Genomic DNA, 23,994 nt, shown 5'->3' with positions numbered 1-23,994 from the left:
TGACTGGAGGTCAGAAAATGAACATCAAGAGCCTTCTTCTCGGCTCCGCTGCGGCACTGATCGCAGTTTCCGGTGCGCGCGCCGCCGACGCCGTCGTCGTCGCCGAGCCGGAACCCGCTGAATACGTCAAGATCTGCGACGTCTACGGCGCCGGCTACTTCTACATTCCCGGCACCGAAACCTGCCTGCGCATCGGCGGCTACGTCCGCTATGACATCGGCATCGGTGACGTCGGCTCGTTTGACGGTGCAAAGACTACCGATCAGCAGGACGGCGACTCGCAGGATACCTACTACAAACACGCCCGCTTCACGCTGAAGACCTGGACCGGCCAGGAAACCGAGCTCGGCACCTTGAAGACCTACACCGAGACCCGCTTCAACTGGGGTAACCACAACGATTACCTTGATGACAACTTCAATGGCGGTACGAGTGTTTCGCTGAACTTTGCCTGGGTCCAGCTCGGTGGTTTGCGCGTCGGTAAGGACGAATCGGCCTTCGATACCTTCATCGGCTACGCCGGCAACGTCATCCAGGATACGCTGGTCCCCTACGGCGGCTTCGACACCAACGTCGTTCAGTATTACTTCGATGCCGGAAACGGCTTCTCGGCCGTGGCTTCGTTGGAAACCGGGTCGGGCAGTGCCGCCGCGGATCCTGGCATTTTCCAAGACAGCAACAGCGGCAATGATTCCATCGACAGCTATGTCCCGTATGTCGTCGGCGGTATCAAATACACGCAGGGCTGGGGCTCGATCACCGGTGTCGCCGCCTATGACAGCACCTGGGAAGAGTGGGCCGGCAAGGTTCGCGTCGACGTTACGCCGATACAGAACCTGACACTGTTCATCATGGCCGGCTACGGCTCTGACGACAACATCGACCGCAACTTCTACAAGCAGTGGGGCGGCAACTGGGCAGTCTGGGGTGGTGGCACCTACACCATCAACGAGAAGACCTCGTTCAATCTCCAGGCCTCGGCTGACGACGACAAGAACTACGGCGTCGCTGCGAACATTGCCTACGATATCGTTCCCGGTCTCACGATCACTGCCGAAGTCGATTGGGCCCGCGACGGCCAGTTTGATAAAGCCTACGATCGCAACTGGACCAATGCCGACGACAAGGACAGCGTCGGCGGGATGCTCCGCTTCCAGCGCTCATTCTAACAGTCCGAGCTAGATTGAGATTGAACCCGGCGGGCAACCGCCGGGTTTTTCGTATCGGCGCGACGCAGCTGTCAACTCTCGATGCATAATGCAGGCTGCTGCTGAGCAGCCGATCGCAGGGCTGGTCGAATGCAATGCTCGCTCCGCACGCTTGTTCGTGCAAAAGAAAAACTTGGGCCGATCTGAAGAGCTGGCCTACCGGATCAATGTATCTCGACAGCAAGTCACGATCGACCTCGGCCGATCGGGCGCATCCTACTTGTTCAAATTTCAGCCAGATCGCCCAAGGCGTCAATCAGCGGCTGAATTGCGCTCTCATACTTTTTCCAGCGTTTGACGGACGAACTATAGATCGGCTGCCGGACCTGCCAGCGGCTGGGGGTATTGACCGATCCGCTCCTCTCGAAAAAGCGCAGGCAGGAATCGTCCCAAGGCAAGCCGAGATGATCGATGAGACGGCGCGATTGCGTCTCCTGATCCGCAACCAGCGTCTCATAGCGGCTTTCGAAAATACGTCCGGGAAAGACCTTGTCCCAGTGCCGCATCAAGCGATCATATTCGCGGTAGTACAACCCGAGCGTCTCAAGGTCGGCGTTGTAGCCGTGGTCCTTGGTGAAATGCAAGACGAAGCAGGAGACGCAATTGTCGATGGCATCGCGCCGGCAATGAATGATGCGTGCGTTGGGAAAGAGAATTCCAATCACGCCGATAAACTCGAAGTTGTGCGGCATCTTGTCGACGATGCGGGGCGCGGCAGGCGCGTGCTGGCGCAGATAAGACAGGTATTCTTCGGCCAGCGCCCTCGACTGATCCCTCGTCATCGACATAATCGAACTGCGCAGGTCCTCATCCGACAGTATTCTAAAGCCCATCGAGTTCGCGATTCGCCGCAGCTTCGTAAGCTCCCCGGCGCCATGGACATCCGGATGGCTCGCGCAGATCTGCTCGGTCAGCGTCGTCCCCGACCGGGGCATGCCCAGCACAAACACAGGCACTTCAGACGGACTGCCGTGGCCAGCCTTGGCTTCCAATAGTGACGGGCTGAATATCTCGATCATGGAATCGACGCTTCGGCGGTAGTACTCCAGGTCGAAATCGTGACCAGCGGCCTTTTTCGCCCTCTTGAAGTGATCTATCGCCTCTTCATAGCGCTGAAGATCGTTCAGCACTTTGCCTGCCGCGTGGTGGAGCTGCGATGCAGCAACGGGTTCGAGCCTGGGATTGGAGAGTTCGCGCAGGATAGAGTCGAGCTCGGCAGGTTTTTCGGTGAACTTTTGCGTGTCGACCAGGTAATTGTAGGCTGCCCCAACATCGACCCGACGTTCTATTGCCTGATCGAGATAGGCTCTGGCTTCGTCCATGCGGCCGAGGCTGGTGAGCGCACCAGCCAGACCAATCCGGACCATGGGATGGTCGCCGTTGATCTTTAGCGCCTTCTCGTAAAGGGGCAAAGCCATCTCGGCCTTGTCGAAGTTGACGTAGGCACGCGCCAGTCCGCAAAGCGCTTCCACCAGATCGGGTTTCAATTCGCAGGCGCGCTGCAGGTGCCTGATCGCAAGCAAGCTGTCGCCAAGCTTCAGACCGGCCTCTCCCAGGCTAAGGTGGAAATATGGATTCTGAGGCGTCTGGCTTACTGCCCGCGCAAAATATTTGAGAGCCAACTCATCGTCGATACCGAGTCCCAACGTGCCGAGGATGTAGAGCGAAAGCGGGTGGTTGGGCGTGCGGGCGAGAACGCGATGGCATAATTCCTCCGCCTCCGGGAGCCGCTTGGCTTGCTGAAGTTCGAGCGCCTGTCGCAGCAGCATGTCGTCAGCTTGCGCGCGCGAGGGCGGTTTCGCTTTCGGCGGTTGCACGTTCGGCGCCGAACGTGGCTTTATGTGTTTGGACCAAGCGGGCGGCAGTCGGTTGCTCATCATGTCTCGCTAGCAAAATGGTCCGGGAGAATCCAGCCTGGCCTGAAGGGCTGGCCTATCCTGTCGGGCGCCCTCCTTGTTCAAAGTTCGGCTAGGTCGCCCAAGGCGTCGATCAGCGGCTGGATCTTGCCCTCATAATTTTTCCAGCGCTTGACAGATGACCTGTAGATCGGCTGCCGGACTTGCCAGCGACTGGCCGTGTTGACCGATCCCTGCTTGTCGAAGAAGCGCAGGCAGGCATCGTCCCAGGGCAATCCAAGATAATCGATAAGACGGCGCGATTGTGCCTCCTGATCCGCAACCAGCGTCTCGTAGCGATTTTCGAAGATGCGTCCTGGAAAAACCTTGTCCCAATGCCGCATCAGGCGATCGTATTCACGGTAGAACAGCCCGAGCGTCTGCAGGTCGGCGATGTAGCTGTGTCCCTTCGAGAAATTCTGGAAAAAACACGAGAGGCAATTGTCGATGGCGTCGCGGCGACAGTGAATAATCCGCGCGTTGGGAAAGAGAAGGCCTATGAGGCCTATCAGTTCGAAATTCCGGGGCATCTTGTCGACTATGCGACGTGCGGTCGGCGAACGCTCACGAAGGTAGGACAGGTGCTCCTCGGCCAGGATTTTGGACAGGTCAGGGTTGATCGGCACGATCGATTGGCCCAAAGCCCGTGCCGAATGCCTGGTGAGGCCGGTAGCATTTGCGGCTCGCCTTAGCTTTTTAAGTTCTCCTGCGCCGTGAACATCCGGGTGGCTCGCGCAAATCTGCTCGGTCAGGGTGGTCCCCGACCGGGGCATTCCCAACACAAACACGGGCACTTCCGATGGGCTTCCATGACCCGCACTGGCAGCCACCATGTCCGGGTTGAAGAGCTCGATCGTAGAGTCGACCCAGCGGCGATAGGCTTCCAGATCAAACTTATAGCCTGCGGCCTGCTTGCCTTTCTTGAAATGATCTATCGCGTCCTCGTAGCGCCCAAGGTCGTTCAGCACCTTGCCGGCTGCGTGATGAAGTCTCATCGCACTTTCGGGGTCAAGCTTTGGGTAACCCAGTTCGCGCAGGATGGACTTAAGTTCGGCCGGCTCCTCGGTGAATTTGCGCGTATGCACAAGCTCGTTATAGGCAGCGGGCATGGCTATGCGACGTTCGATCGCTTCTTTCAGATAGACTTCGGCTTCGTCCACGCGACCGAGACCGGTGAGTGCGCTGGCCAGTCCTGTCCGAACGCGAGGATGATCGCGGTTGATCTTGAGCGCTTTCTCGTAAACCGGGACAGCCATGTCAGCCTTGTCGAATTCGACGTAAGCGCGTCCCAATGCGCAAAGCGCCTCCAGCAAATCGGGCTTCAACTTCAATGCTTGCTGAATGTGCCTGATTGCGGGCGAATATTCGCTGACTTTTAGATAAACTTCACCCAGACTAAGGTGATAAAAGGGGTTTTGAGGCTCCTCGCCGACGGCTCGGGCCAAATATCGCAATGCAATTTCATCGTCGAGCCCGATGAATAGCGTGCCCATGATATACGAAGCCAAGGGATGGTTGGGCGTGCGCTCCAGCACGCGACGGCACAGTTCCTTAGCCTCGGCCAACCGCTTGGCCTGCTGCAAGCCATACGCCTGTCGCAGCAGCGCATCGTCGGCCTGCGCGCGCGACGGCGGTTTCGCTTTCGGCGGTTGCACGTTCGGCGCCGGGCGGGACTTTATGTGCTTGGACCAAGCGGGTGGCAGTCGGTTGCTCATCATGTCTCGCTAGCAAAATGATCCGGGAGAATCCAGCCTGACGTTCCCGCCTGCCGCGGAACTTGCGCAGGCCAAGCGGGCAGGCTAGCAAGAAGGCCCCCTTTCGAACGAGCCCTATCATGCGCCTGCGCCCTCCCCTTACGCCGCTCATCGACGCGCTTCCCTCCACGGTACCGTTTGTCGGCCCGGAGGCGCAGGAGCGTGATCGCGGCCGCGCCTTTCGCGCCCGCATCGGCGCCAATGAGAGCAGTTTTGGCCCTTCCCCGCGCGTCATTGCCCGCATGGCTGAGATTGCCGGCGACATGTGGATGTACTGCGACCCTGACAATCACGATCTGAGGGTGGCCGCCGCCGGGCATCTCGGCGTCGGTGGCGAAAACGTCGTCATTGGCGAAGGCATAGACGGGCTGCTCAGCCTGGTTGCGCGCATGTATGTGGCGCCGGGCGATGCGGTGGTGACCTCGCTCGGCGCCTATCCGACCTTCAACTTTCATGTTGCCGGCGTCGGCGGCCGGCTGGTCGCAGTGCCCTACGAGAACGATCGGGAAAACCTCGATGGCCTGCTGGCGGCAGTGGCCAGGGAAAAGGCGCCACTGGTCTACCTGTCCAATCCGGACAATCCGATGGGCAGCTGGTGGGAAGCCGCCGAGCTCAGCCGCTTCATCGAAGCCTTGCCGGAGACCACAATGCTGGTGCTCGACGAAGCCTATGGCGAATTAGCGCCAGCCTCAGCGCTGCCGCCGATCGATGTCGCGCGGCCGAACGTCATCCGCATGCGCACCTTCTCCAAGGCCTATGGGCTGGCCGGCATACGCTGCGGCTATGCGGTGGCCGAGGCCCAGGTGATTCGGGACTTCGAGAAGATCCGCAACCACTATGGCGTCAGCCGCATGGCGCAGATCGCCGGTGTCGAGGCGCTTGCCGATCAGGCCTGGCTGGAGAGCGTGGTGGCGCGGGTCGCCGCCGGCCGTCGACGCATTGCCGCAATAGCCGAAGCGAACGGGCTGAAGCCGCTGGCTTCGGCGACCAATTTTGTCACCATCGACTGCGGCCGCGACGGCGCTTTCGCACTGAAAGTGCTACAGGCGCTGTTGTCACGCGACGTCTTCATCCGCAAGCCGATGGTGCCGGTTCTCGACCGCTGCATCCGGGTCAGTGTCGGCCTCGACCACGAGCTCGACATCTTTGCCGAGGAACTGCCTGGCGCACTGGCGGCAGCGCGGGGGAACTGAAGAGCGCAACGCCGGGATTCCAGTGCTGCCCGCTATTTCTCCCCGAGCAGACGCATGACGCGCTTCAAGGCGTCCGATAATTCGGCAGCCGCGTCATCGGCGAGGCCGGCCGTCAGCCGGGCGAGGTCGCGATCCGCCGCAGCCTGAAGCCTGGCGAGCTCAGCACTTCCGCGAGCGGTCAGCGACAGGATACGTCTGCGCCGATCGGCTGGGTCAGAGCGTGTCTCGGTCAGGCCAGCGGCGGCGAACCTCCTCAGGACGCGCGAGACATAGGCCGGATCGAGCCGGAGTTCGGCAGCGATTTCGGAGGCCGCCGGCCGGAGATCGAGGTGGAACGCCCGTGCAAGAAACCCTGCCTCACCGCCGCTATTGGCGACAGCGCGGGATCGGCCGCCCAATTCGAACAGCAGCCGCGCCTCGCCCAGCGTATAGACGCTGTGCGTCAAGGTCAGGTCGAGCAGCCCGATCAGGCGCGTGTAGAAGCGATTGAAGCCACGTATCTCCGCGACAAGGGCATTCCGATCGGCCGGCATGTCGACCTCCTTCGGACGGACCGCTCCGTCAGGGCCATGATCGCCTATTATTTGACTTAGTCAATCATCGGTGGAGGCGCCACCTATCTCGCAGTGCGAAATCTGGCGGATAGCGACCGGAGAGAAACCTTCGATGCACGTTGCGCGGTTGAATTTGCGCGGCGATGCGCCAGACTCGACTCAAAGGATGGAGAGCGCGATGACCGATCGTACGGTGCAGGTACGCATATACGGCAAGGTGCAAGGCGTCAGCTACCGGGTTTGGGTGCGGCGCGAGGCGTCGGCGCTTGGCCTTGCCGGGTGGGTGCGCAACGAAGTTGACGGCTCGGTGACAGCCTTGATCGCAGGGACCGGGGCGGCGGTCTCGACGATGATCGAACGGTTTTGGCAAGGGCCGCCAGGGGCAGCGGTTTCAAAGGTCGATGTCGAAGAGATCGAGGCTCGCGACACGTCGGCCGATTTCAGGATTGTTGCCTAGCAAGGCATGGTCCTGCTCATTCGCTTCCATCGCACAAAATTCTCCAGGGTGCAGATAGAGCAAATCTGAAGCCATTGCCCTGCCCGGACATGCCTCGGTCCTTGAATTAATTGAACGTTTGTTTTATTATCCGCGAAAAGGCGGCTTGTCATGGCGCGTACGACCGGTTCCGACGGAGAGAAGACCGAAGCTGCGGTCCGCGAGGCGGCGGTCAGCCTGATTGCGCGTCTCGGCTACGAGGCGATGTCGATGCGCCAGCTGGCGGCCGAGGTCGGCGTCCAGGCAGCGGCGCTGTACCGCTACTTCCCGACCAAGCAGGACCTTCTGTTCATGCTGATGCGTGAGCATATGGAAGGCTTGATCGAGGCGTGGCGCGCAACACGCCCTGTCGGCGCCGATCCGGCAGCGCGGCTTGCCGCTTATGTCGAAAACCACATCGCTTTCCATATCGAACGCCGCCACTCCACCCATGTCTCGAACATGGAGCTGCGCAGCCTGTCGCATGAAAAACTCACGCAGATCCTGCGCATGCGCACGGCCTACGAGAAGGAGCTGCGCGCCATCCTGCGCGACGGCGTCGAAGCGGGGTTATTCAGCATCGAAGACACCGGGCTCACCGCCATGGCGCTGATCCAGATGATGACCGGCGTCATCGTCTGGTTCCGGCCGGGCGAACGACTGTCGATCGCCGAAGTCACCGCTACATATCTAGCAATGACAATGCGCCTTGTTGGAGCAAAGAGCGATGGCGCGTCAACGAGCTACGACGCCGCGCCTCTAATCGGGCGCGCAAAGGACGCTCTAGCAACTTGATTTCGCGCATGATCCCGATTTTCGGGATCGTGCGCCGGGAGGAACGGCATGTACACGCAGACGCTCAACTTCGGGCTTGACGAAGACATCGAGGCGCTGCGCGACCTGGTGCGGCGCTTCGCGCAGGAAAAGATAGCACCGATCGCCGCCGAGATCGACCGCTCGAACGAATTCCCGGCACATCTGTGGGCGGAGCTCGGCGGGCTCGGCCTGCTCGGCATCACCGCCGATCCCGATTTCGGCGGCAGCGGCATGGGCTACCTCGCCCATGTCGTGGCGATGGAGGAGATTTCGCGCGCCTCGGCCTCGGTCGGCCTCTCCTACGGCGCCCATTCCAACCTCTGCGTCAACCAGATCAACCGCTGGGCAACGCAGGCGCAGAAGGAAAAATATCTGCCTTCGCTCTGCAGCGGCGAGAAGGTCGGCGCACTGGCGATGTCGGAATCGGGTGCCGGCTCCGATGTGGTGTCGCTGCGCCTGCGCGCCGAAAAGCGCAACGATCGCTATGTGCTGAACGGCACCAAAATGTGGATCACCAACGGGCCGGACGCCGAGACGCTGGTCGTCTACGCCAAGACCGATCCGGAACTCAATTCGCGCGGCATCACCGCTTTCATCGTCGAAAAGGCTTTTGCCGGTTTTTCCGTGGCGCAAAAGCTCGACAAGCTCGGCATGCGCGGCTCGAACACCGGCGAGCTGGTGTTCGAGAATGTCGAAGTGCCGTTCGACAATGTGCTGCACGAGGAAGGGCGCGGCGTCGAGGTGCTGATGTCGGGCCTCGACTACGAACGCGCCGTGCTGGCCGGCGGCCCGGTCGGGCTGATGGCAGCGTGCCTCGACGTGGCGATACCTTACGTGCATGAACGCAGGCAATTCGGTCAGCCGATCGGCGAATTCCAGCTGGTGCAAGGCAAACTCGCCGACATGTATGCGACGATGAACGCGGCGCGCGCCTACGTCTATGCCGTGGCCGCCGCTTGCGATCGCGGTGAGACGGCCCGCAAGGATGCTGCCGGCTGTATTCTCTTCGCCGCCGAAAAGGCAACGCTGATGGCGCTCGACGCCATCCAGCTTTTGGGCGGCAACGGCTACATCAACGATTACCCGACCGGGCGGCTTTTGCGCGACGCCAAGCTTTATGAGATCGGCGCCGGCACTAGCGAAATCCGTCGCTGGCTGATCGGGCGGGAAATCATGGCGGAGGGCGCCTGATGGCGTCTTTTTGAGATTTTGCCAGAAGCCGCACGATGTGGCACACTTCGGAATATGTGCCATAACACAGGCGAGACGGACCATGGCTGGCAAAACGGGAAAGTCCGGATTTGACGAAGATCCGCAAGCACGGTTCGATGCCGGCGCTCGCCAACCACAGCTTCGCGCTCCGGCGAAACGCGAGCGTGTCAAGCTTGGCGAGGGCGGGCGCTTCGTCATCCCTGCCGCGATGCGCGAGGAGATGGGCGTGAAGCCTGGCGAGGACATGATCCTTCATGTCGAAAACGGCGAGCTGCGGGTAAGATCGTGGCTGCAGAATCTGCGACGCGTCCAGGCCGAATTGTCGGCGCTGAAACAGCCCGGTGAAAGCGTCGTCGACGAATTTCTGAAGGAGCGGCGGGAAGAGCAGCGTCGAAGCGACAAGCGTCTGGACCGGCTTCACGCCGAAGGGACGACAGGAAAGCGGGCGAAATGAAGCCCTACGTCATGGACAGTTCGGCGGCGCTCGCAATCCTGCTCAACGAGCAAGGCACCGATAATGCTTTGGGGTTCGCGCCGGATGCACAATGCAGTTCGGTCAATGCGGCCGAAATCATCGCCAAGCTGATCGACAAGGGACGCAGCATGGAACAGGCCGCGGACGACCTCGCCAGTCTCGGCATGCCGATCGCCGTTTTCGACGACGCGATGGGCATCGCCGCCGGGCAGCTTCGCCAATTGACGCGGCATCGCCGCTTGTCGCTGGGCGATCGGGCTTGCCTGGCGCTGGCAATTCGCGAGAATGCCATTGCCGTCACCGCTGATCGCGATTGGGGCGACCTCGATGTCGGCTGCAAGATCGAGCTGATCCGGTAGCGCCATGGCCCCCCTCACCTCTCAGATGTCGTCCGCCTCCGATGCCTTCCGCGCCAATGCCGAGCGCATGCGGGCGCTGGTCGCCGATATTGCTGAAAAAGCCGCCGCCATCGAGCGCGGTGGCTCGGAAGAGGCGCGTGAGCGGCACGTCTCCCGCGGCAAGCTCCTGCCGCGGCAACGCCTAGCCCAATTGCTCGATACAGGCTCGCCCTTCCTCGAAATCGGCCAGTTCGCGGCATGGTCGATGTATGGCGAGGACATCCCTTCGGCCGGCCTCATCGCCGGCATCGGCCGCGTCGAAGGCACCGAAGTGATGGTCGTCGTCAATGACGCCACGGTGAAGGGCGGCACCTATTATCCACTGACGGTGAAGAAGCATCTGCGTGCACAGGAGATCGCATTGCAGAACAATCTGCCTTGCGTCTATCTGGTCGACAGCGGCGGCGCCAATCTGCCCAACCAGGACGAGGTGTTTCCCGACCGCGATCATTTCGGCCGCATCTTCTACAACCAGGCCAACATGTCGGCCGCCGGCATTCCGCAGATCGCCTGCGTCATGGGTTCGTGCACGGCCGGCGGCGCCTATGTGCCTGCGATGTCGGACGAGACAATCATGGTGCGCAACCAGGCGACCATCTTTCTCGGCGGGCCGCCGCTGGTGAAGGCGGCCACCGGCGAGGACGTCACCGCCGAGGACCTCGGTGGCGCCGACGTGCACACAAGGCTTTCCGGCGTTGCCGACCACTATGCGCTCGACGACGAGCATGCGCTGGCCATATGCCGGCGTATCGTCAAAAACCTGAATCGGAACAAGACTGTAAGCCTTGCCTTACAGAAATCGATTCCGCCGCTTCACGATCCACATGAACTCTACGGCATCGTGCCGACGGATCTGCGCCAGCCCTACGACGTGCGCGAGGTAATCGCCCGCACCGTCGACGGTTCCGAGTTCGATGAGTTCAAGCAGAATTATGGCACCACGCTGGTCACCGGTTTCGCCCATCTCAGCGGCATGCCGGTCGGCATCGTCGCCAACAATGGCGTGCTGTTTTCGGAAAGCGCGCTGAAGGGCGCGCACTTCATCGAGCTGTGCTGCCAGCGCAAGATCCCGCTGATTTTCCTGCAGAACATCACCGGCTTCATGGTCGGGCGAAAATACGAGGCCGGCGGCATCGCCAAGGACGGCGCCAAGCTGGTCATGGCGGTCGCAACGGCCAAGGTGCCGAAGGTGACCGTGATCATCGGCGGCTCGTTCGGTGCCGGCAATTACGGCATGTGCGGACGCGCCTATTCGCCACGCTTCCTGTGGATGTGGCCGAATGCCCGCATTTCGGTGATGGGCGGCGAGCAGGCGGCAACGGTGCTGGCCGTGGTCAAGCGCGAAGGCATCGAGCGCAAGGGCGGGGAATGGAGCGCTGAGGAGGAAGCGAAATTCAAGAAGCCGATTCTGATGAAGTACGAGCACGAGGGACACCCGCTCTATTCGTCGGCAAGGCTCTGGGACGACGGCATCATCGACCCGGCCAAGACCCGCGAGGTGCTGGCGCTCAGCCTTTCGGCCGCGCTCAACGCCGAGATCGAGGAGACACGCTTCGGCGTGTTCAGGATGTGAGATGAGCGAAACCGGCCAGAGGATTCGCATTCAAACCGGCGACATCACGAAGCTGGCGGTCGATGCCATCGTCAACGCCGCCAACACCTCGCTTCTCGGCGGCGGTGGCGTGGACGGCGCCATTCACCGCGCGGCCGGCCGCGAGCTTCTGGCAGAATGCCGGACATTGAATGGCTGCAAGGTCGGCGACGCAAACATCACCAAGGGCTACAAGCTGCCCGCGCGCTACATCATCCATACGGTCGGGCCGGTCTGGCAAGGTGGCAGCAACGGAGAAGCCGAACTGCTCGCCTCCTGCTATCGCCGGTCGCTCGAAATCGCCGCCGCAAAGGACTGCCGGACGGTGGCGTTTCCAGCGATCTCGACCGGGGCCTACCGCTATCCGAAGGATCAGGCGACGCAAATTGCTGTCGGGACCGTGAGCGCCTTCATCGGCCAGAACATCGTTCCGGAAACCGTCATTTTCTGCTGCTTCGACGAGCCGACGGCCGAATTGTATCAGCGGGTCGTTACTTCACTCGGCAGGGTGTGACCCTGCGCGGGAGACAACCCACCACATCTCCAGACTATTTTTTGCTTCTCGATCTGGCCAGACGAAAGAATCACGGCTATTGATCATCGCAAATACCAATGGGGATTGGGCGAAGATGAGGCGGCGGGTTTTTCAGAGAACAACTGTGCATTTACTTGCAGGATTGCTTATATTAGTGACCCCTGGCATCGGCGCAGCGGAGTCGCTGGCGGGAAGCAAGGGCGAGACCCGTTTCTATCCCTATTTGCCGCAGAGCCCGAAGGATCCGTGTACCAGGGCCTACAAGGCCTATGTAGCGGCCGGCGGCCATTCAGCCTATGCAACCACTCCGTATTCCCGGGTGCGTGTTCTGTACATCATCTGCGGCTCGCGCTTGAATGCACCGTCACAGCAAGCTGCCGAAGAATTGGCGTTGAAATCCTGTCAGGCCGCCCGCAACAGTTACAGAGTTACAACAGGCGGCGGCTGCGAAATCGCTGCCTCCAAGTAGGCGAATATATTTCAGTGTTTGGGGTTCAAATGGGTTTGGCAATGAAATCTTTATCAATCAAGCGAGCAACCATGTCGGTACTTGCACTGCTTGTGGCCTCTGCACCGAATGTCGGCGCCGCCGAATCGCTGGCGGGAAGCAAGGGCGACAGCCGCTTTCCGGTCTATTTTGCACCGGGTACAATCGGAGGCTGCGGCAAGAATTACAAGGACTATGTGGCGGCTGGCGGTCACTCGGCCTATGCGATGACGCCATTCAACTGGGCAACCGAATTCACTATTTGCGGTGCTTATCTGAATGCAACATCCCAGAAGGCTGCGGAGGCGCTGGCGTTGAAATCCTGCCAGTCCGCGCGCAGCAAGTACAAGGTCACGACTGCAGGGGCCTGCGCCATAGCTGCCTCCAAATAGACCGACACTCGTCGGCCTTCGACGTATTCAATGGGTGGGAAAAATGAAATCTATAAGCGTCAAACAAGCAGTCTTCTCGCTGATAACCGGGTTGCTTCTAATCTCGAGCCCCAATGTCGGCGCGGCGGAATCGCTGGCTGGAAGCAAGGGCGACGTCCGCTTCTACCCGTATTTTCCGGCGACCGCGGATCGGCCATGCACCAAGGCATATAAGGCCTATGTGGCGGCCAGCGGCCATTCAGCTTATGCGACCACTCCGTATTCCCGGGTGCGTTCGTTGTACATCCTGTGCGGCTCGCGCTTGAATGCGCCCTCGCAAAAGGCTGCCGAGGATATGGCGATGAAATCCTGCCAGGTTACCCGCGACCGTTACAGGGTCACGACCGGGGGAGCTTGCGAAATCGCGGCCTCAAAGTAGGCAGGCCTCGCTTGCCTACCCTTTGACCGCCAGACTACAAAGCAGGGCATTGCCGCAGTTCGCGTGACGAGAATTCGCGCCGTTGGCGGCAGCTCTGCCTGTGGAGGCCCGATGTTCGCCAAGATCCTGATCGCCAACCGTGGCGAGATCGCCTGCCGGGTGATCCGCACGGCACGCAGGATGGGGGTGCGCAGCGTCGCCGTCTATTCCGACGCCGACGCTCACGCCCTGCATGTCGAAATGGCCGACGAAGCGGTGCATATCGGCGCCTCTCCCGCCAACGAAAGCTATCTGCGCGGCGACAAGATCATCGCGGCGGCCTTGGCCACAGGTGCCGAGGCCATCCATCCGGGCTACGGCTTTCTTTCGGAGAACCCTGATTTCGTCGACCAGGTGGTCGCGGCGGGGCTGATCTTCATTGGGCCGTCGGCGGCCTCGATCCGTGCCATGGGACTGAAGGACGCGGCCAAGCGGCTGATGGAAAAGGCCGGCGTGCCTGTCGTTCCGGGCTATCATGGCGAAGCGCAGGAGATCGTGTTGCTCGCCTCCAAGGCGCGCGAGATAGGCTACCCCGTACTGATCAAGGCGCGCGCCGGCGGCGGCGGCAAAGGCATGCGGCGCGTCGAGCATCCCGATGATTTTTCGGAAGCACTGTCGGGCGCGCGGCGCGAGGCGAAAGCCGCGTTCGGTGACGACCGCGTCTTGGTGGAAAAATATGTCGACAAGCCGCGCCACATCGAAGTGCAGGTGTTTGGTGACAATTTCGGCAACGCCGTGCATCTTCACGAACGCGACTGCTCGGCGCAGCGCCGCCATCAGAAAGTAATCGAGGAAGCCCCTGCCCCCGGCATGACGCCGGCACTGCGCAAGGCGATGACGGAGGCGGCGGTGAAAGCCGCCAAGGCAATCCACTATTCCGGCGCCGGTACCATCGAGTTCATCGTCGATGCCTCGCAAGGTTTGAAGGCCGACCGTTTCTGGTTCATGGAAATGAACACCCGCCTGCAGGTCGAGCACCCCGTCACCGAAATGGTTACCGGCATCGACCTGGTCGAGTGGCAGTTGCGGGTAGCCGCCGGCGAAAAACTGCCGAAGACGCAGAGCGAGATCGCGCTCTCCGGCCACGCCTTCGAGGCGCGCATCTATGCCGAGGACGCGGCAAGAGGGTTTTTGCCGGCGACCGGCACCTTGCACCATTTGAAATTTCCGCAGCCGGCACCGGAGGGTGCGACCATGCGCGTCGAAACCGGTGTGCGCGCTGGCGATGCGATTTCGCCGTTCTACGATCCGATGATCGCCAAGCTGATCGTTCATGGCAAGGACAGACGGACGGCCCTCATCGCGCTTGGCACGGCACTGTCGCAGACCGAAATCGCCGGCTCGACGGTCAACACTGGCTTTCTTGCCGCGCTGGCCGCTGATGCGGATTTTGCGGCGGGCGATGTCGATACCGGCCTGATCGCCAGGCACCAGCAGGCGTTGACGGCGGTTCCGCCGCCGAGCGGTGAGACGATTGCCGCCGCGGCACTTGCCGCGTCCGGTGCGCGCGACTTGCCGTCCTCGGACGATCCCTGGTCGTCACTGGCCGGCTATGCGCATTTCCACGCTGTAGCGCGGCGCACCCTGCTGAAGTTTGGCGAGCAGGAGATCGGCGCGCGCGTGTCGGTGCGGCCGGACGGGCGGTTCGAGGTGGCGCTGGATGCGCCCTATGACAGCGTCAATTCGCGGGATCTCCGCGCGGCGCCTCGCCTCGCCCGCTGGCCGGGTCACGTCACGGTCTTCGATGGCGCCATCGGCTACGGTTTTGCCGTGCCGGATCCGCTGGCCCGAGCCGACGAAGCCGCCGCCGCTTCCGGCAGCCTGCGCGCTCCAATGCCCGGCCTGGTCAAATTGGTGCGTGCAGCCAAAGGCGAGTCCGTGATCAAGGGCCAGCCGCTGCTGATCCTGGAGGCGATGAAGATGGAGCACACCATTGCCGCGCCCCATGACGGGGTTATCGCCGAGATTGCTGCCGAAGGCGCGCAGGTAACCGACGGCACAGTGCTGGTTCGCTTTGCCGAGGAACCTCAGTTGACTGCTGTTTCCCTATCCACGAAGTGATCTCGAACGCGTGACAAAGGCGTCGCCAAAAACAATATGGCCGGGTTTGACCCCGGCCATATTCGATTACAGCAGCGCGTCTTGCGGCGCCGCGGCCATCAAGGCTGGATCGGCGCGTATTTGCCGTCATGCCACTGGTTGATGTCGTAGCTGGCGTTTTTGAGGTCGCCCTTCTCGTCGAAGGTGACTGACCCGACAACCGTGCTGATCGGCTGGCCGTTCTTCAACGCTTCGGCGACCTTTGCCGGATCGTCGCTGCCGGCGCGTTTGATGCCTTCGGCGAAGGCCTGGATCACCGCATAGGAAAACAGCGTGAAGCCCTCCGGCACGAAGCCGCCGGCCTTGATCTTGGCGATGGCTTCCTTGGCTTCGGGCTTCGCCTGCGGATCCGACGGGAAGACGAACATGGTGCCTTCGCCGGCCGGACCGGCAACCTGCCAGAATTCCGGCGAAGCGATCGAGTCCGGCATGATCAACTGGAATTTGAGGTTCTGCTCCGCCGACTGACGCAGGATCAGGCCGGCTTCGGGGTGATAGCCGCCGAAATAGACGACGTCGGCTTTCAGCTCCTTGAGCTTGGTAACAAGAGCGGAATAGTCCTTCTCGCCAGCGTTGATGCCCTCGTAGAGGATTTCATTGAGACCGTTCTGGTTCATCGTTGCCTTCACGGCATCGGCCACGCCCTGCCCATAGGCGCTCTTGTCGTGCAGGATGACGACGTTCTTGCCGGCATATTTCTTGGCGATCCAGGGACCGATGAAAGCGCCCTGCGCATCGTCGCGCGTATAGAGGCGCATGATCGTCGGCCAGCCGGCTTTCGCCGCTGCGTCGGTCAACACCGGGTTCGAGGAAGCCGGACTCATCATCAGCGCACCGGCTTCGGCGTAGACAGCGGAGGCCGGGATGCTGGAGCCTGAGCAGGCGTGGCCATCGATGAACTTGACACCGTTGGCGATGATGCGGTTGGCGACCGAAACCGCCTGCTTCGGATCGCACTGGTCATCCTCGATGTCGAGCTTGACCTGGCGGCCGTCGACGCCGCCCGCCGCGTTGATCGCGTCGGCGGCGGCTTGCGCGCCCTGCTTGAACTGATCGCCGATGGTGGCAAGCTGACCGGTCATCGGTCCGACCACCGAAAAGGTGATGTCGTCGGCGAAGGCGACCGGCGCGGTCATCATCAGACCAAATATGGCGGCGCTCAAAATACTGAATTTCTTCATGGTGACACAACTCCTCCATTCTCGCGCGACCATCCCGGCCGCGCCTCTTCCAGAGTGGCGGGAGAATTTCATCCTTCACCGGAGCTGTCTAGGCGCATCGTCGGCGCTCGATTGGGCCTGCACACGCAGTCCCAAAGACAAAGCCGCGCCAGCCTTGTTCCGGCCGGTCGCAGCTTTTCTCATCGATCTCCCGAGGTATCCCCACCAGGATCCGCTCGCCTTCCCTGTTTGTACGGTTTATGGCGCGGCTCGTCCGCCGTGTTCTTGATCTTGTTGGCCCGGCCGTCTTGCGCGGCCTTGATTTTTCGGGCCCGGCCCTCTGCGCGGCCTTGACCCGAAGCGTCCCTGTTGTGAGGTCAGTACCCTTGTGAAGTCGATGCCGGCGAATTCAGTGCATCGTCATCCATTCGCGAGCTTCGCGCAGCGCCTTGGCGATCTCGACCTTCGACATGGCGGCAGACAATTCGGAGCGCAGTTCCGCGGCGCGGGCCGAACCCTTGATCGCGGCGATGTTGAACCATTTGTGGGCGGCGACGACATCGGTCTCGCAATCGCGGCCAGTCGCATACATCATGCCCAACTCGAAAAGAATATCGGCCTGGGCAGTTGCCCCCATGGCGCCGAAGCCGGCTTCAAGCATTTCAAAACGTGCCATTTCAAATCCCCTGTTCTGGCTCCCGAGAGCTGTCTCCGTCTGTCCCTCGGTGTCCTTGATTACCGTCGGGGGCGGCCGCTCTTTCGATGCTTTCGAGAATGCTCCGGAGGCTTGAATCCGTCGTTAAATGGCGTGCTTAATTTGAGGAAAACAAAGCTAAAACAAGAGGTAAACGCGAAAATTCGTTAAGGATACAAAGCCAGCAATCGCGCCGGTTTGCACAAGATTTGAAGAAAACTTGCGAGGCGCGGATCAAGACTCCGCTAACCACAGAAGACAAAGACGTGTGCGGCCCGTTTCATTTTTCGCCGGCGCGGCCGATCGGGAGCGGGCAAAGACCCGCAACCCTTCCGTCGCGGCACCGCTTTTGTTTTTCCGGGAGCTGGACTAGCTTACGTTTGCGTAAGGGGCAGACACCCGGGACGGAGCCCGATTGGACTTACCTGAGGGAGGAAAGACATGTTTCGACAAGTGAGCCTGGCCCTCGCGGCCGCAATAATGATGACCGGCGCGGCATGGGCCGATCCGATCGAAGGCAATTGGAAAACGCAAGCCGGATCGACTGCCGCCATTTCGGGTGGCGGCGGGGCATTTTCGATTACGCTCAAATCCGGCAAATTTGCCGGCAAGAACATCGGTTCACTGAAGATTGCCGGCGACAACAAATATGCCGGCACCATAACCGACCCGGAAACCGACAAGACTTATTCGGGCAAGGCTTCGCTTTCCGGCAGTTCGCTCAAGATGAGCGGCTGCGTGCTCGGCGGGCTGATCTGCAAGAGCCAGACCTGGCACAAGCTCTGATCGTGCCCTTCCTGCCGGGGTGAGCGGGGCCAGTCGGCCCCGTTTTCATGTTATCGGTCTCGCAGCCATGGCGTCGCCATGGGTCGCTGCACTCAACGCGGACCCTCTCAGAGATCATCAACCATTTTTGAACCCCAGATGAACGCCGGGATCAGAGCCGGTTCACGCTGGGCAAGGCATTGTCATGCGTGTTGAAGGAGACACCGCGCAATGCTTGCCCGCCGCTTCACCATCGTCTGCCTGCTGATGAGCCTGTTCGGCATGTTGTTCGCCGTCCTTGTCGCCGAAGCCGGCCGCCCGGCCCGCGCCTGGGACGTCGCCATTTCCTGCCGGCTCGGTTGCCCGAACCAGCTTCGCCACTGAAACGACAAAGAGCTGAACCTTTAGAGAAAAGCAAAACGCCAATGAACCGCCTCGCCGCCAACACCCTCAAGACGCTTCGGCTGCTGCCGCGCGCGGCGCTCATCCTGACTGTTCTTTCGGTACCGGTACTGGCGGTGCCGACGATGCGCACCAATGCCGGCTCGACGATCGAGGCGCCTGCGTTGAGGAAGTCAGGCCTCGGCTTTGTGCTGCTGGTTAGCCTTCAGCGCGGTTAGCAGACCGAAAAACGCCGACAGCGCGTATTGAGGCCGCCTTACCCCCTCCCAACCGCGCGTCCAACTCTCTATATTGGGTCATGGAAAAGCGAATCTATCCCCAAGCCATTGAATCGGTGGTCACGCCGGAGCCGTTTGGCCGGCAGAGCTTCAACGACGCCAAGAAGGCGGTCGCCGCCTTGCAGGTGCTTTACGACCGCAATACCAAGTTCCTGCGCGATTCATTTACCGCGCTCGCCGCTGGCGGTGACAACAACAAGCGCTACCGGGCCTTCTATCCGGAGATCGGCGTCACCACGAGTTCCTTCACGCAAATCGACTCGCGGCAGGCCTATGGCCACATGCCGACGCCGGGGCATTTCTCAACCACCGTCACCCAGCCTGCTCTTTTCGAAAGCTACCTCACCGAACAGCTTCGGCTGATCATGCGCAATCACGGCGTTCCCGTCACGGTTTCGGAATCGACCACTCCCATCCCGCTGCATTTCGCCTTCCTCGAAGGCACGCATGTCGACGGCACTGCTGCCGAGCGCATCAAACGGCCGATCCGTGACCTGTTCGACGTGCCGGATCTCGACGGCACCGACGACCAGATCGCCAACGGCACGTTCGAAGTGGCATTGGGCGAGGCACGGCCGCTGGCGCCGTTCACCGCGCAGCGGATCGACTATTCGCTGCACCGGATGTCGCATTATACGGCGACCAGTCCCCAGCATTTCCAGAACTTCGTGCTGTTCACCAACTACCAGTTCTACATCGACGAATTCGTCGCCCGTGCACGCGAATTGATGGCCAATGGCGGTGATGGATATGTCGAGTTCGTCGAGCCGGGCAACATCGTGACCAAAGCAGGGGACGGCGCGCCCGGTGAGGGTGCTGCGCCCCCTCGCCTGCCGCAGATGCCGGCCTATCATCTGAAGAAGCCGAATCATGGCGGCATCACCATGGTCAATATCGGCGTTGGGCCTTCCAACGCCAAGACGATCACCGACCATATTGCGGTGCTCCGGCCGCATGCCTGGGTGATGCTCGGCCATTGCGCCGGCCTTCGCAACACGCAGGCGCTCGGGGATTATGTGCTGGCCCATGCCTATGTACGAGAAGACCATGTCCTCGACGACGATCTTCCGGTCTGGGTGCCGATCCCGCCGCTAGCCGAAATCCAGGTGGCTCTGCAGGAAGCGGTCGCCGAGGTCACCGGGCTTTCCGGATATGATCTCAAGCGCATCATGCGCACTGGCACCGTCGCCACTATCGACAACCGCAATTGGGAGCTGCGCGACCAGCGCGGGCCGGTCCAGCGGCTGTCGCAGTCACGGGCGATCGCGCTCGACATGGAATCGGCGACGATCGCCGCCAACGGCTTCCGCTTCCGGGTGCCCTATGGCACGCTGCTTTGCGTATCCGACAAGCCGCTGCATGGCGAATTGAAGTTGCCGGGCATGGCGACCGAGTTCTACAAGCGGCAAGTAGCGCAGCACCTGACCATCGGCATCAGGGCGATGGAGAAGCTGGCTGAAATGCCGATGGACCGACTGCATTCGCGCAAACTCAGGAGCTTTTCGGAAACTGCCTTCCAGTAAATGCCGAATCGCATGTGTCTGTCCAGGTCAGGACATTTCGTCATCTTGATTGAGCCGCACTTCTGCCGATAGACAAGGCGATGGCACGTGTTCGGGACATGACGGTTGCGCTGGCATTCGTCGCAATGCTTGCACTCTCGGCCGCGCTGGTGGCCGGGTTCTTCGGATCGCTGCATCCGGCCCTCGATTCCTTTGCTCATTTCCGCGTCCATTTTTCGGTGCTGATGGCGCTTTGCGCGCTGCCGCTGCTCGCCACCTCGTTTCGCCTGCAGGCCGCGGCCGCATTGCTGTTTGCGATAGCCTCCTTTGCCACCACGCCGAATGCCTTGCCGCTTTCGCGGCTATGGCAGGTGCAGGCCGCCTACGAAGCCAAACCCGGTGACGAGCCAGTCTACCGCCTGCTGCAGATGAACCTCAGGTTCAACAATCCAACGCCTGAGAAGGTGCTGTCGCTGATCGGCCGGACCCAGCCTGATGTGATCACCCTCGACGAGGTGTCCGAGATGTGGAAGGCAAAGCTTGGGCTGCTATCAGGCGCCTATCCCCACCGGATCCTCTGCCCATATCCCAATGGCGTGTTCGGCGTTGCGCTGCTGTCCAGACGACCGTTTGCCATAGGCACGGAGCCGCACTGCGACAGCCGCGGCGCGATGGCGATCGCCACGGTCGATTTCGGCGGAACCGACGTCGATGTCGCCGCCATCCACCTCACCTGGCCATGGCCGCACAACCAATCACGGCAGATTGGAGGGTTGTCTGACGAAATCGCCTCACTTGGCGAGACGTCGATCCTGGCAGGCGACTGCAACGCAGCGCCATGGAGCGCCGCTGTCCGGCGCGTCGCATCGCTTGGCAAGCTGACTGTAATGCCGTCGGTCGGGCCGACCTGGCTCTACAGAAGGCTGCCGGATTTCCTGCGCTTCGCCGGACTGCCGATCGACCAGGTTTTCAGCAAGGGCGCCATTGTTATCCATTCGGCGTCGACCCTTGAGGACACCGGCTCAGACCATCTGCCGGTGCTGGTGGAGTTTTCGCTTCGGTCGGATGAACAAAAGCCGCTCGACGAGCACCAGACGGCGACCGCGCTTGCGGCGCTGCCTGGCGGGACGCGAAGCTGAAAATCCGCAGTCCAATCTCGACCTGGCTTATTACTGGCCCACAAAAGCGCGGATGAGGTGCTCGACAGGGCCGCCGTCGCGATGCTCGTGCGCATCGAAGCCGATCTGCTTTGCCTCGTATTCGGCATAGATGGCATTGATCCGGCGCTTTGCCTCGCGACGTGCCTCGAAACAGTGCGGGTCATCACCGACTGTCAGCCCTCGAACCGACTTTTCGGTGGCCCGCATCATCTGTCTGGCGATGCGGCCATGGGTCTCTTCATGGGCGCGGACGCCAGCGAAGAACCGCTTCCAGCGCTTCTGCAGCGCAGGCGACGTGGCTGAGACCAGTTTGGGATAGGTATAGAAGAGATTGAGCGTCCCGTTGGCCTGGCGCAGGCGGCAGACGCCGTTTTCCCGATGGGCGTCGAAGGTCCAATCATCGACGCTGTAGCCGGTCTGCGCGATGGCGTGGGTCATGAAGCCGTGCTTCGGCCCACTGCGATCCATGGCCTCGATCAGGGCCGCGCCGGTGGTTCCGGCAATGTTGTAAGTTCGTGTCTTGACCAGCACCTTAGTGCCGGCCAAGGCTGCAGGGGCGCACAATGCCCCGATCGCCACAACGCTCGTCAGAACTGCCAGGCGCATTTTTCCTTCCTCCCTGTCGCCGCAGAAAGGAAACACAGGCAGGCGGTTTATTCAACAATCCTACGGTTGCGCTGCTCCTCATCTTGTTTAGTCCGGAGCAAATCTTGTGACTTACATGTTCTGGTAGACCGGGCCCTCGCCGCCCTGTGGCGGCACCCAATTTATGTTCTGGTTCGGGTCCTTGATATCGCAAGTCTTGCAGTGCACGCAGTTCTGCGCGTTGATGACGAAGCGCACATCCTTGGCCGCAGCATCGGCGGCGGCATTGCCATCCTTGTCGACCCATTCGTAGACGCTGGCCGGGCAGTAACGCGTCGAGGGTCCCGCATAGACGTCATGCTCAGAGCGCTTCTGCAGGTCCATGTCGGCGACGAGCAGATGCACCGGCTCGTTCTCCTCGTGGTTGGTGTTGGACAGGAACACCGACGACAGCCGGTCGAAGGTCAGTACCCCGTCCGGCTTCGGATAGGCGATCTTCTGGTGCGCGGCGGCCGGTTCCAACGTGGCATAGTCGGCCCTGCTGTGCTTCATCGTGCCGAAGGGCGAGAAGCCGAACAGCGTGTTCAGCCACATGTCGAGGCCGCCAAGGCCGACGCCGACAATGGTGCCGAAGCGCGACCATAGCGGCTTGACGTTGCGCACTTTCTTCAGGTCCTTGCCGATATCGGTGGCGCGCCAGGCGGCCTCGTAGGAGGCCAGCTCGTCATTGGTGCGGCCGGCGGCTATCGCATCACAGACATGCTCGGCCGCCAGCATTCCGGAGAGCACGGCATTGTGCGAGCCCTTGATGCGCGGCACGTTGACGAAGCCGGCCGCGCAGCCGATCAGCGCACCGCCGGGGAAGGACAGTTTCGGCACCGACTGCCAGCCGCCTTCGGTGATGGCGCGGGCACCGTAGCCCAGCCGCTTGGCACCCTCGAAGGTGCCGCGGATCGCCGGATGGGTCTTGAAGCGCTGGAACTCGTCAAAGGGCGACAGATAGGGGTTCTTGTAGTTCAGGTGAACGACGAAGCCGACTGCCACCTGGTTGTCCTCGAGATGGTAGAGGAAGGAGCCGCCGCCGGTCTTCATATCGAGCGGCCAGCCGAAGGAATGCTGGACAAGGCCGGGCCGGTGGTTTTCCGGTTTGATCTGCCAGAGTTCCTTGAGGCCGATGCCGTATTTTCCGGGCTCACGACCGTCGGAAAGGTGGTGTTTGGCGATCAGCTGCTTGGCCAGCGAGCCGCGCGCGCCCTCGCCGATCAAGACATATTTGCCCATCAGCGCCATGCCCGGCGCAAAGCCCGGACCGTGCGTGCCGTCCTTCTCGACGCCCATGTCGCCGGTGACGACGCCGGTGACCGCACCGGCCTCGTTGTAGAGCAGGCCGACCGCGGCAAAGCCCGGATAGATCTCGACGCCCAGCGCCTCGGCCTTGGTCGCCAGCCAGCGGCAGACATTGCCGAGCGAGACGATATAGTTGCCGTGATTGTTCATCAGCGGCGGCATCAGGATATTGGGCAGACGGAACGAACCGGCGGGGCCGAGAACCAGGAAATGGTCGTCGGTGACCGGTGTCCTGAAGGGATGACCCTCCTCTTCGCGCCAGCCGGGCAGCAGCCGGTCGATGCCGATCGGATCGACGACGGCGCCGGACAGGATGTGCGCACCGACTTCGCCGCCCTTTTCCAGCACGACGACGGAAAGCTCGGGATTGACCTGCTTGAGACGGATCGCGGCGGCGAGGCCGGCCGGGCCGGCGCCGACGATGACCACGTCGAATTCCATGCTTTCGCGTTCGATATCGCTCATCGATCCCTCACTGGCTCGCTATTCCCGGCATCTTGCTGGCTCACGCGCTGCATAGCGCATCAAATAGCGACGGGAAACCGGCGCGGACGTGACA

General features: G+C 61.4%; 25 protein-coding genes. 18 read left to right on the top strand and 7 right to left on the bottom strand.

Features of this window, described 5'->3' with window-relative positions:
- Positions 1–17 precede the first annotated feature (17 nt).
- Entirely contained in the window at positions 18–1,169 is a 1,152-nt protein-coding gene (locus NKI67_RS15640; RefSeq protein ID WP_352471037.1) for a porin, read from the top strand.
- Between the two features lie 263 nt (positions 1,170–1,432).
- On the opposite strand, the gene NKI67_RS15635 is transcribed toward NKI67_RS15640, so the two are convergent.
- Complete coding sequence (locus NKI67_RS15635; protein ID WP_352645844.1) at positions 1,433–3,085, bottom strand: tetratricopeptide repeat-containing sulfotransferase family protein; 1,653 nt, start codon at positions 3,083–3,085, stop codon at positions 1,433–1,435.
- 80 nt (positions 3,086–3,165) lie between these two features.
- Positions 3,166–4,818 carry a tetratricopeptide repeat-containing sulfotransferase family protein gene (locus NKI67_RS15630; RefSeq protein ID WP_352645842.1) on the bottom strand — a complete coding sequence of 551 codons (1,653 nt, stop codon included), beginning with the start codon at positions 4,816–4,818 and terminating at the stop codon, positions 3,166–3,168.
- Between the two features lie 119 nt (positions 4,819–4,937).
- Here NKI67_RS15630 and NKI67_RS15625 point away from each other — a divergent pair, with 119 nt between their 5' ends.
- Entirely contained in the window at positions 4,938–6,050 is a 1,113-nt protein-coding gene (locus NKI67_RS15625; protein ID WP_352645841.1) for a pyridoxal phosphate-dependent aminotransferase, read from the top strand.
- A gap of 32 nt (positions 6,051–6,082) precedes the next feature.
- Here NKI67_RS15625 and NKI67_RS15620 read toward each other — a convergent pair whose 3' ends face one another.
- On the bottom strand, positions 6,083–6,583 hold the full coding sequence (locus NKI67_RS15620) for a MarR family winged helix-turn-helix transcriptional regulator (protein WP_352645840.1): 501 nt from the start codon (positions 6,581–6,583) through the stop codon (positions 6,083–6,085).
- 199 nt (positions 6,584–6,782) lie between these two features.
- Here NKI67_RS15620 and NKI67_RS15615 point away from each other — a divergent pair, with 199 nt between their 5' ends.
- The 11 genes from NKI67_RS15615 to NKI67_RS15565 all read left to right on the top strand — a co-directional run bounded on the left by NKI67_RS15615 (position 6,783) and on the right by NKI67_RS15565 (position 15,503).
- On the top strand, positions 6,783–7,061 hold the full coding sequence (locus tag NKI67_RS15615) for an acylphosphatase (RefSeq protein WP_023677791.1): 279 nt from the start codon (positions 6,783–6,785) through the stop codon (positions 7,059–7,061).
- Between the two features lie 150 nt (positions 7,062–7,211).
- On the top strand, positions 7,212–7,874 hold the full coding sequence (locus NKI67_RS15610) for a TetR/AcrR family transcriptional regulator (protein WP_352645838.1): 663 nt from the start codon (positions 7,212–7,214) through the stop codon (positions 7,872–7,874).
- A 48-nt stretch (positions 7,875–7,922) separates the two neighbouring features.
- On the top strand, positions 7,923–9,086 hold the full coding sequence (locus NKI67_RS15605; RefSeq protein WP_352645836.1) for an isovaleryl-CoA dehydrogenase: 1,164 nt from the start codon (positions 7,923–7,925) through the stop codon (positions 9,084–9,086).
- Between the two features lie 82 nt (positions 9,087–9,168).
- The gene (locus NKI67_RS15600) at positions 9,169–9,561 is read left to right on the top strand and encodes an AbrB/MazE/SpoVT family DNA-binding domain-containing protein (protein ID WP_023677794.1); all 393 of its coding nucleotides are present in this window, start codon (positions 9,169–9,171) and stop codon (positions 9,559–9,561) included.
- Complete coding sequence (locus NKI67_RS15595) at positions 9,558–9,941, top strand: type II toxin-antitoxin system VapC family toxin (protein WP_352645834.1); 384 nt, start codon at positions 9,558–9,560, stop codon at positions 9,939–9,941. Before NKI67_RS15600 ends, NKI67_RS15595 begins: the two co-directional genes overlap by 4 nt.
- Before the next feature lie 4 nt (positions 9,942–9,945).
- On the top strand, positions 9,946–11,553 hold the full coding sequence (locus tag NKI67_RS15590) for a carboxyl transferase domain-containing protein (RefSeq protein WP_352645832.1): 1,608 nt from the start codon (positions 9,946–9,948) through the stop codon (positions 11,551–11,553).
- A 1-nt stretch (position 11,554) separates the two neighbouring features.
- Positions 11,555–12,085 (top strand): O-acetyl-ADP-ribose deacetylase, encoded by a 531-nt coding sequence (locus NKI67_RS15585; protein ID WP_352645830.1) that lies wholly within the window; start codon positions 11,555–11,557, stop codon positions 12,083–12,085.
- Between the two features lie 115 nt (positions 12,086–12,200).
- Positions 12,201–12,575 (top strand): hypothetical protein, encoded by a 375-nt coding sequence (locus NKI67_RS15580; protein ID WP_352645854.1) that lies wholly within the window; start codon positions 12,201–12,203, stop codon positions 12,573–12,575.
- 29 nt (positions 12,576–12,604) lie between these two features.
- On the top strand, positions 12,605–12,985 hold the full coding sequence (locus NKI67_RS15575; protein ID WP_245274740.1) for a hypothetical protein: 381 nt from the start codon (positions 12,605–12,607) through the stop codon (positions 12,983–12,985).
- A 43-nt stretch (positions 12,986–13,028) separates the two neighbouring features.
- The gene (locus tag NKI67_RS15570; RefSeq protein WP_023677798.1) at positions 13,029–13,403 is read left to right on the top strand and encodes a hypothetical protein; all 375 of its coding nucleotides are present in this window, start codon (positions 13,029–13,031) and stop codon (positions 13,401–13,403) included.
- A 111-nt stretch (positions 13,404–13,514) separates the two neighbouring features.
- Positions 13,515–15,503, top strand: a complete 1,989-nt coding sequence (locus tag NKI67_RS15565) for an acetyl/propionyl/methylcrotonyl-CoA carboxylase subunit alpha (RefSeq protein WP_352645828.1) — start codon at positions 13,515–13,517, stop codon at positions 15,501–15,503.
- A 98-nt stretch (positions 15,504–15,601) separates the two neighbouring features.
- Here the strand turns inward: NKI67_RS15565 and NKI67_RS15560 are convergent, their stop codons facing one another.
- Both NKI67_RS15560 and NKI67_RS15555 read right to left on the bottom strand, forming a co-directional pair.
- The gene (locus tag NKI67_RS15560; protein ID WP_352569848.1) at positions 15,602–16,723 is read right to left on the bottom strand and encodes a branched-chain amino acid ABC transporter substrate-binding protein; all 1,122 of its coding nucleotides are present in this window, start codon (positions 16,721–16,723) and stop codon (positions 15,602–15,604) included.
- Between the two features lie 388 nt (positions 16,724–17,111).
- The gene (locus tag NKI67_RS15555; protein WP_010915070.1) at positions 17,112–17,378 is read right to left on the bottom strand and encodes an SEL1-like repeat protein; all 267 of its coding nucleotides are present in this window, start codon (positions 17,376–17,378) and stop codon (positions 17,112–17,114) included.
- Positions 17,379–17,837: 459 nt separating this feature from the next.
- Between NKI67_RS15555 and NKI67_RS15550 the strand changes: the two genes are divergently transcribed.
- The 5 genes from NKI67_RS15550 (at position 17,838) to NKI67_RS15530 (ending at position 21,482) form a co-directional block, all read left to right on the top strand.
- The gene (locus NKI67_RS15550; RefSeq protein ID WP_352645826.1) at positions 17,838–18,182 is read left to right on the top strand and encodes a DUF2147 domain-containing protein; all 345 of its coding nucleotides are present in this window, start codon (positions 17,838–17,840) and stop codon (positions 18,180–18,182) included.
- Positions 18,183–18,392: 210 nt separating this feature from the next.
- Entirely contained in the window at positions 18,393–18,545 is a 153-nt protein-coding gene (locus NKI67_RS15545; RefSeq protein WP_023718367.1) for a hypothetical protein, read from the top strand.
- A 41-nt stretch (positions 18,546–18,586) separates the two neighbouring features.
- On the top strand, positions 18,587–18,781 hold the full coding sequence (locus NKI67_RS15540; RefSeq protein ID WP_352454349.1) for a hypothetical protein: 195 nt from the start codon (positions 18,587–18,589) through the stop codon (positions 18,779–18,781).
- A gap of 80 nt (positions 18,782–18,861) precedes the next feature.
- Positions 18,862–20,364, top strand: a complete 1,503-nt coding sequence (locus NKI67_RS15535) for an AMP nucleosidase (RefSeq protein ID WP_352540756.1) — start codon at positions 18,862–18,864, stop codon at positions 20,362–20,364.
- 80 nt (positions 20,365–20,444) lie between these two features.
- Positions 20,445–21,482 carry an endonuclease/exonuclease/phosphatase family protein gene (locus NKI67_RS15530; protein WP_352645825.1) on the top strand — a complete coding sequence of 346 codons (1,038 nt, stop codon included), beginning with the start codon at positions 20,445–20,447 and terminating at the stop codon, positions 21,480–21,482.
- 30 nt (positions 21,483–21,512) lie between these two features.
- On the opposite strand, the gene NKI67_RS15525 is transcribed toward NKI67_RS15530, so the two are convergent.
- Both NKI67_RS15525 and NKI67_RS15520 read right to left on the bottom strand, forming a co-directional pair.
- A complete protein-coding gene (locus NKI67_RS15525) occupies positions 21,513–22,109 on the bottom strand; it encodes a DUF922 domain-containing protein (protein WP_352645823.1) in 597 nt (198 codons plus the stop codon).
- Between the two features lie 111 nt (positions 22,110–22,220).
- On the bottom strand, positions 22,221–23,900 hold the full coding sequence (locus tag NKI67_RS15520) for an electron transfer flavoprotein-ubiquinone oxidoreductase (protein ID WP_352645821.1): 1,680 nt from the start codon (positions 23,898–23,900) through the stop codon (positions 22,221–22,223).
- Positions 23,901–23,994: the final 94 nt, after the last annotated feature.

It is taken from the genome of Mesorhizobium sp. M0408 (assembly GCF_040321495.1).
Classification (GTDB): Bacteria; Pseudomonadota; Alphaproteobacteria; order Rhizobiales; family Rhizobiaceae; genus Mesorhizobium.
This window is presented reverse-complemented; position numbering and strand designations above follow the sequence as displayed.

What these genes read in the sequence shown, in the direction of transcription:
- NKI67_RS15520 (WP_352645821.1), bottom strand. Translation starts at nt 23,900, where the DNA reads ATGAGCGATATCGAACGCGAAAGCATGGAATTCGACGTGGTCATCGTC.
- NKI67_RS15575 (WP_245274740.1), top strand. Translation starts at nt 12,605, where the DNA reads ATGGGTTTGGCAATGAAATCTTTATCAATCAAGCGAGCAACCATGTCG.
- NKI67_RS15585 (WP_352645830.1), top strand. Translation starts at nt 11,555, where the DNA reads ATGAGCGAAACCGGCCAGAGGATTCGCATTCAAACCGGCGACATCACG.
- NKI67_RS15545 (WP_023718367.1), top strand. Translation starts at nt 18,393, where the DNA reads ATGCTTGCCCGCCGCTTCACCATCGTCTGCCTGCTGATGAGCCTGTTC.
- NKI67_RS15580 (WP_352645854.1), top strand. Translation starts at nt 12,201, where the DNA reads ATGAGGCGGCGGGTTTTTCAGAGAACAACTGTGCATTTACTTGCAGGA.
- NKI67_RS15620 (WP_352645840.1), bottom strand. Translation starts at nt 6,583, where the DNA reads ATGCCGGCCGATCGGAATGCCCTTGTCGCGGAGATACGTGGCTTCAAT.
- NKI67_RS15640 (WP_352471037.1), top strand. Translation starts at nt 18, where the DNA reads ATGAACATCAAGAGCCTTCTTCTCGGCTCCGCTGCGGCACTGATCGCA.
- NKI67_RS15605 (WP_352645836.1), top strand. Translation starts at nt 7,923, where the DNA reads ATGTACACGCAGACGCTCAACTTCGGGCTTGACGAAGACATCGAGGCG.
- NKI67_RS15570 (WP_023677798.1), top strand. Translation starts at nt 13,029, where the DNA reads ATGAAATCTATAAGCGTCAAACAAGCAGTCTTCTCGCTGATAACCGGG.
- NKI67_RS15625 (WP_352645841.1), top strand. Translation starts at nt 4,938, where the DNA reads ATGCGCCTGCGCCCTCCCCTTACGCCGCTCATCGACGCGCTTCCCTCC.
- NKI67_RS15530 (WP_352645825.1), top strand. Translation starts at nt 20,445, where the DNA reads ATGGCACGTGTTCGGGACATGACGGTTGCGCTGGCATTCGTCGCAATG.
- NKI67_RS15635 (WP_352645844.1), bottom strand. Translation starts at nt 3,085, where the DNA reads ATGAGCAACCGACTGCCGCCCGCTTGGTCCAAACACATAAAGCCACGT.
- NKI67_RS15615 (WP_023677791.1), top strand. Translation starts at nt 6,783, where the DNA reads ATGACCGATCGTACGGTGCAGGTACGCATATACGGCAAGGTGCAAGGC.
- NKI67_RS15590 (WP_352645832.1), top strand. Translation starts at nt 9,946, where the DNA reads ATGGCCCCCCTCACCTCTCAGATGTCGTCCGCCTCCGATGCCTTCCGC.
- NKI67_RS15630 (WP_352645842.1), bottom strand. Translation starts at nt 4,818, where the DNA reads ATGAGCAACCGACTGCCACCCGCTTGGTCCAAGCACATAAAGTCCCGC.
- NKI67_RS15525 (WP_352645823.1), bottom strand. Translation starts at nt 22,109, where the DNA reads ATGCGCCTGGCAGTTCTGACGAGCGTTGTGGCGATCGGGGCATTGTGC.
- NKI67_RS15560 (WP_352569848.1), bottom strand. Translation starts at nt 16,723, where the DNA reads ATGAAGAAATTCAGTATTTTGAGCGCCGCCATATTTGGTCTGATGATG.
- NKI67_RS15555 (WP_010915070.1), bottom strand. Translation starts at nt 17,378, where the DNA reads ATGGCACGTTTTGAAATGCTTGAAGCCGGCTTCGGCGCCATGGGGGCA.
- NKI67_RS15610 (WP_352645838.1), top strand. Translation starts at nt 7,212, where the DNA reads ATGGCGCGTACGACCGGTTCCGACGGAGAGAAGACCGAAGCTGCGGTC.
- NKI67_RS15565 (WP_352645828.1), top strand. Translation starts at nt 13,515, where the DNA reads ATGTTCGCCAAGATCCTGATCGCCAACCGTGGCGAGATCGCCTGCCGG.
- NKI67_RS15600 (WP_023677794.1), top strand. Translation starts at nt 9,169, where the DNA reads ATGGCTGGCAAAACGGGAAAGTCCGGATTTGACGAAGATCCGCAAGCA.
- NKI67_RS15550 (WP_352645826.1), top strand. Translation starts at nt 17,838, where the DNA reads ATGTTTCGACAAGTGAGCCTGGCCCTCGCGGCCGCAATAATGATGACC.
- NKI67_RS15540 (WP_352454349.1), top strand. Translation starts at nt 18,587, where the DNA reads ATGAACCGCCTCGCCGCCAACACCCTCAAGACGCTTCGGCTGCTGCCG.
- NKI67_RS15595 (WP_352645834.1), top strand. Translation starts at nt 9,558, where the DNA reads ATGAAGCCCTACGTCATGGACAGTTCGGCGGCGCTCGCAATCCTGCTC.
- NKI67_RS15535 (WP_352540756.1), top strand. Translation starts at nt 18,862, where the DNA reads ATGGAAAAGCGAATCTATCCCCAAGCCATTGAATCGGTGGTCACGCCG.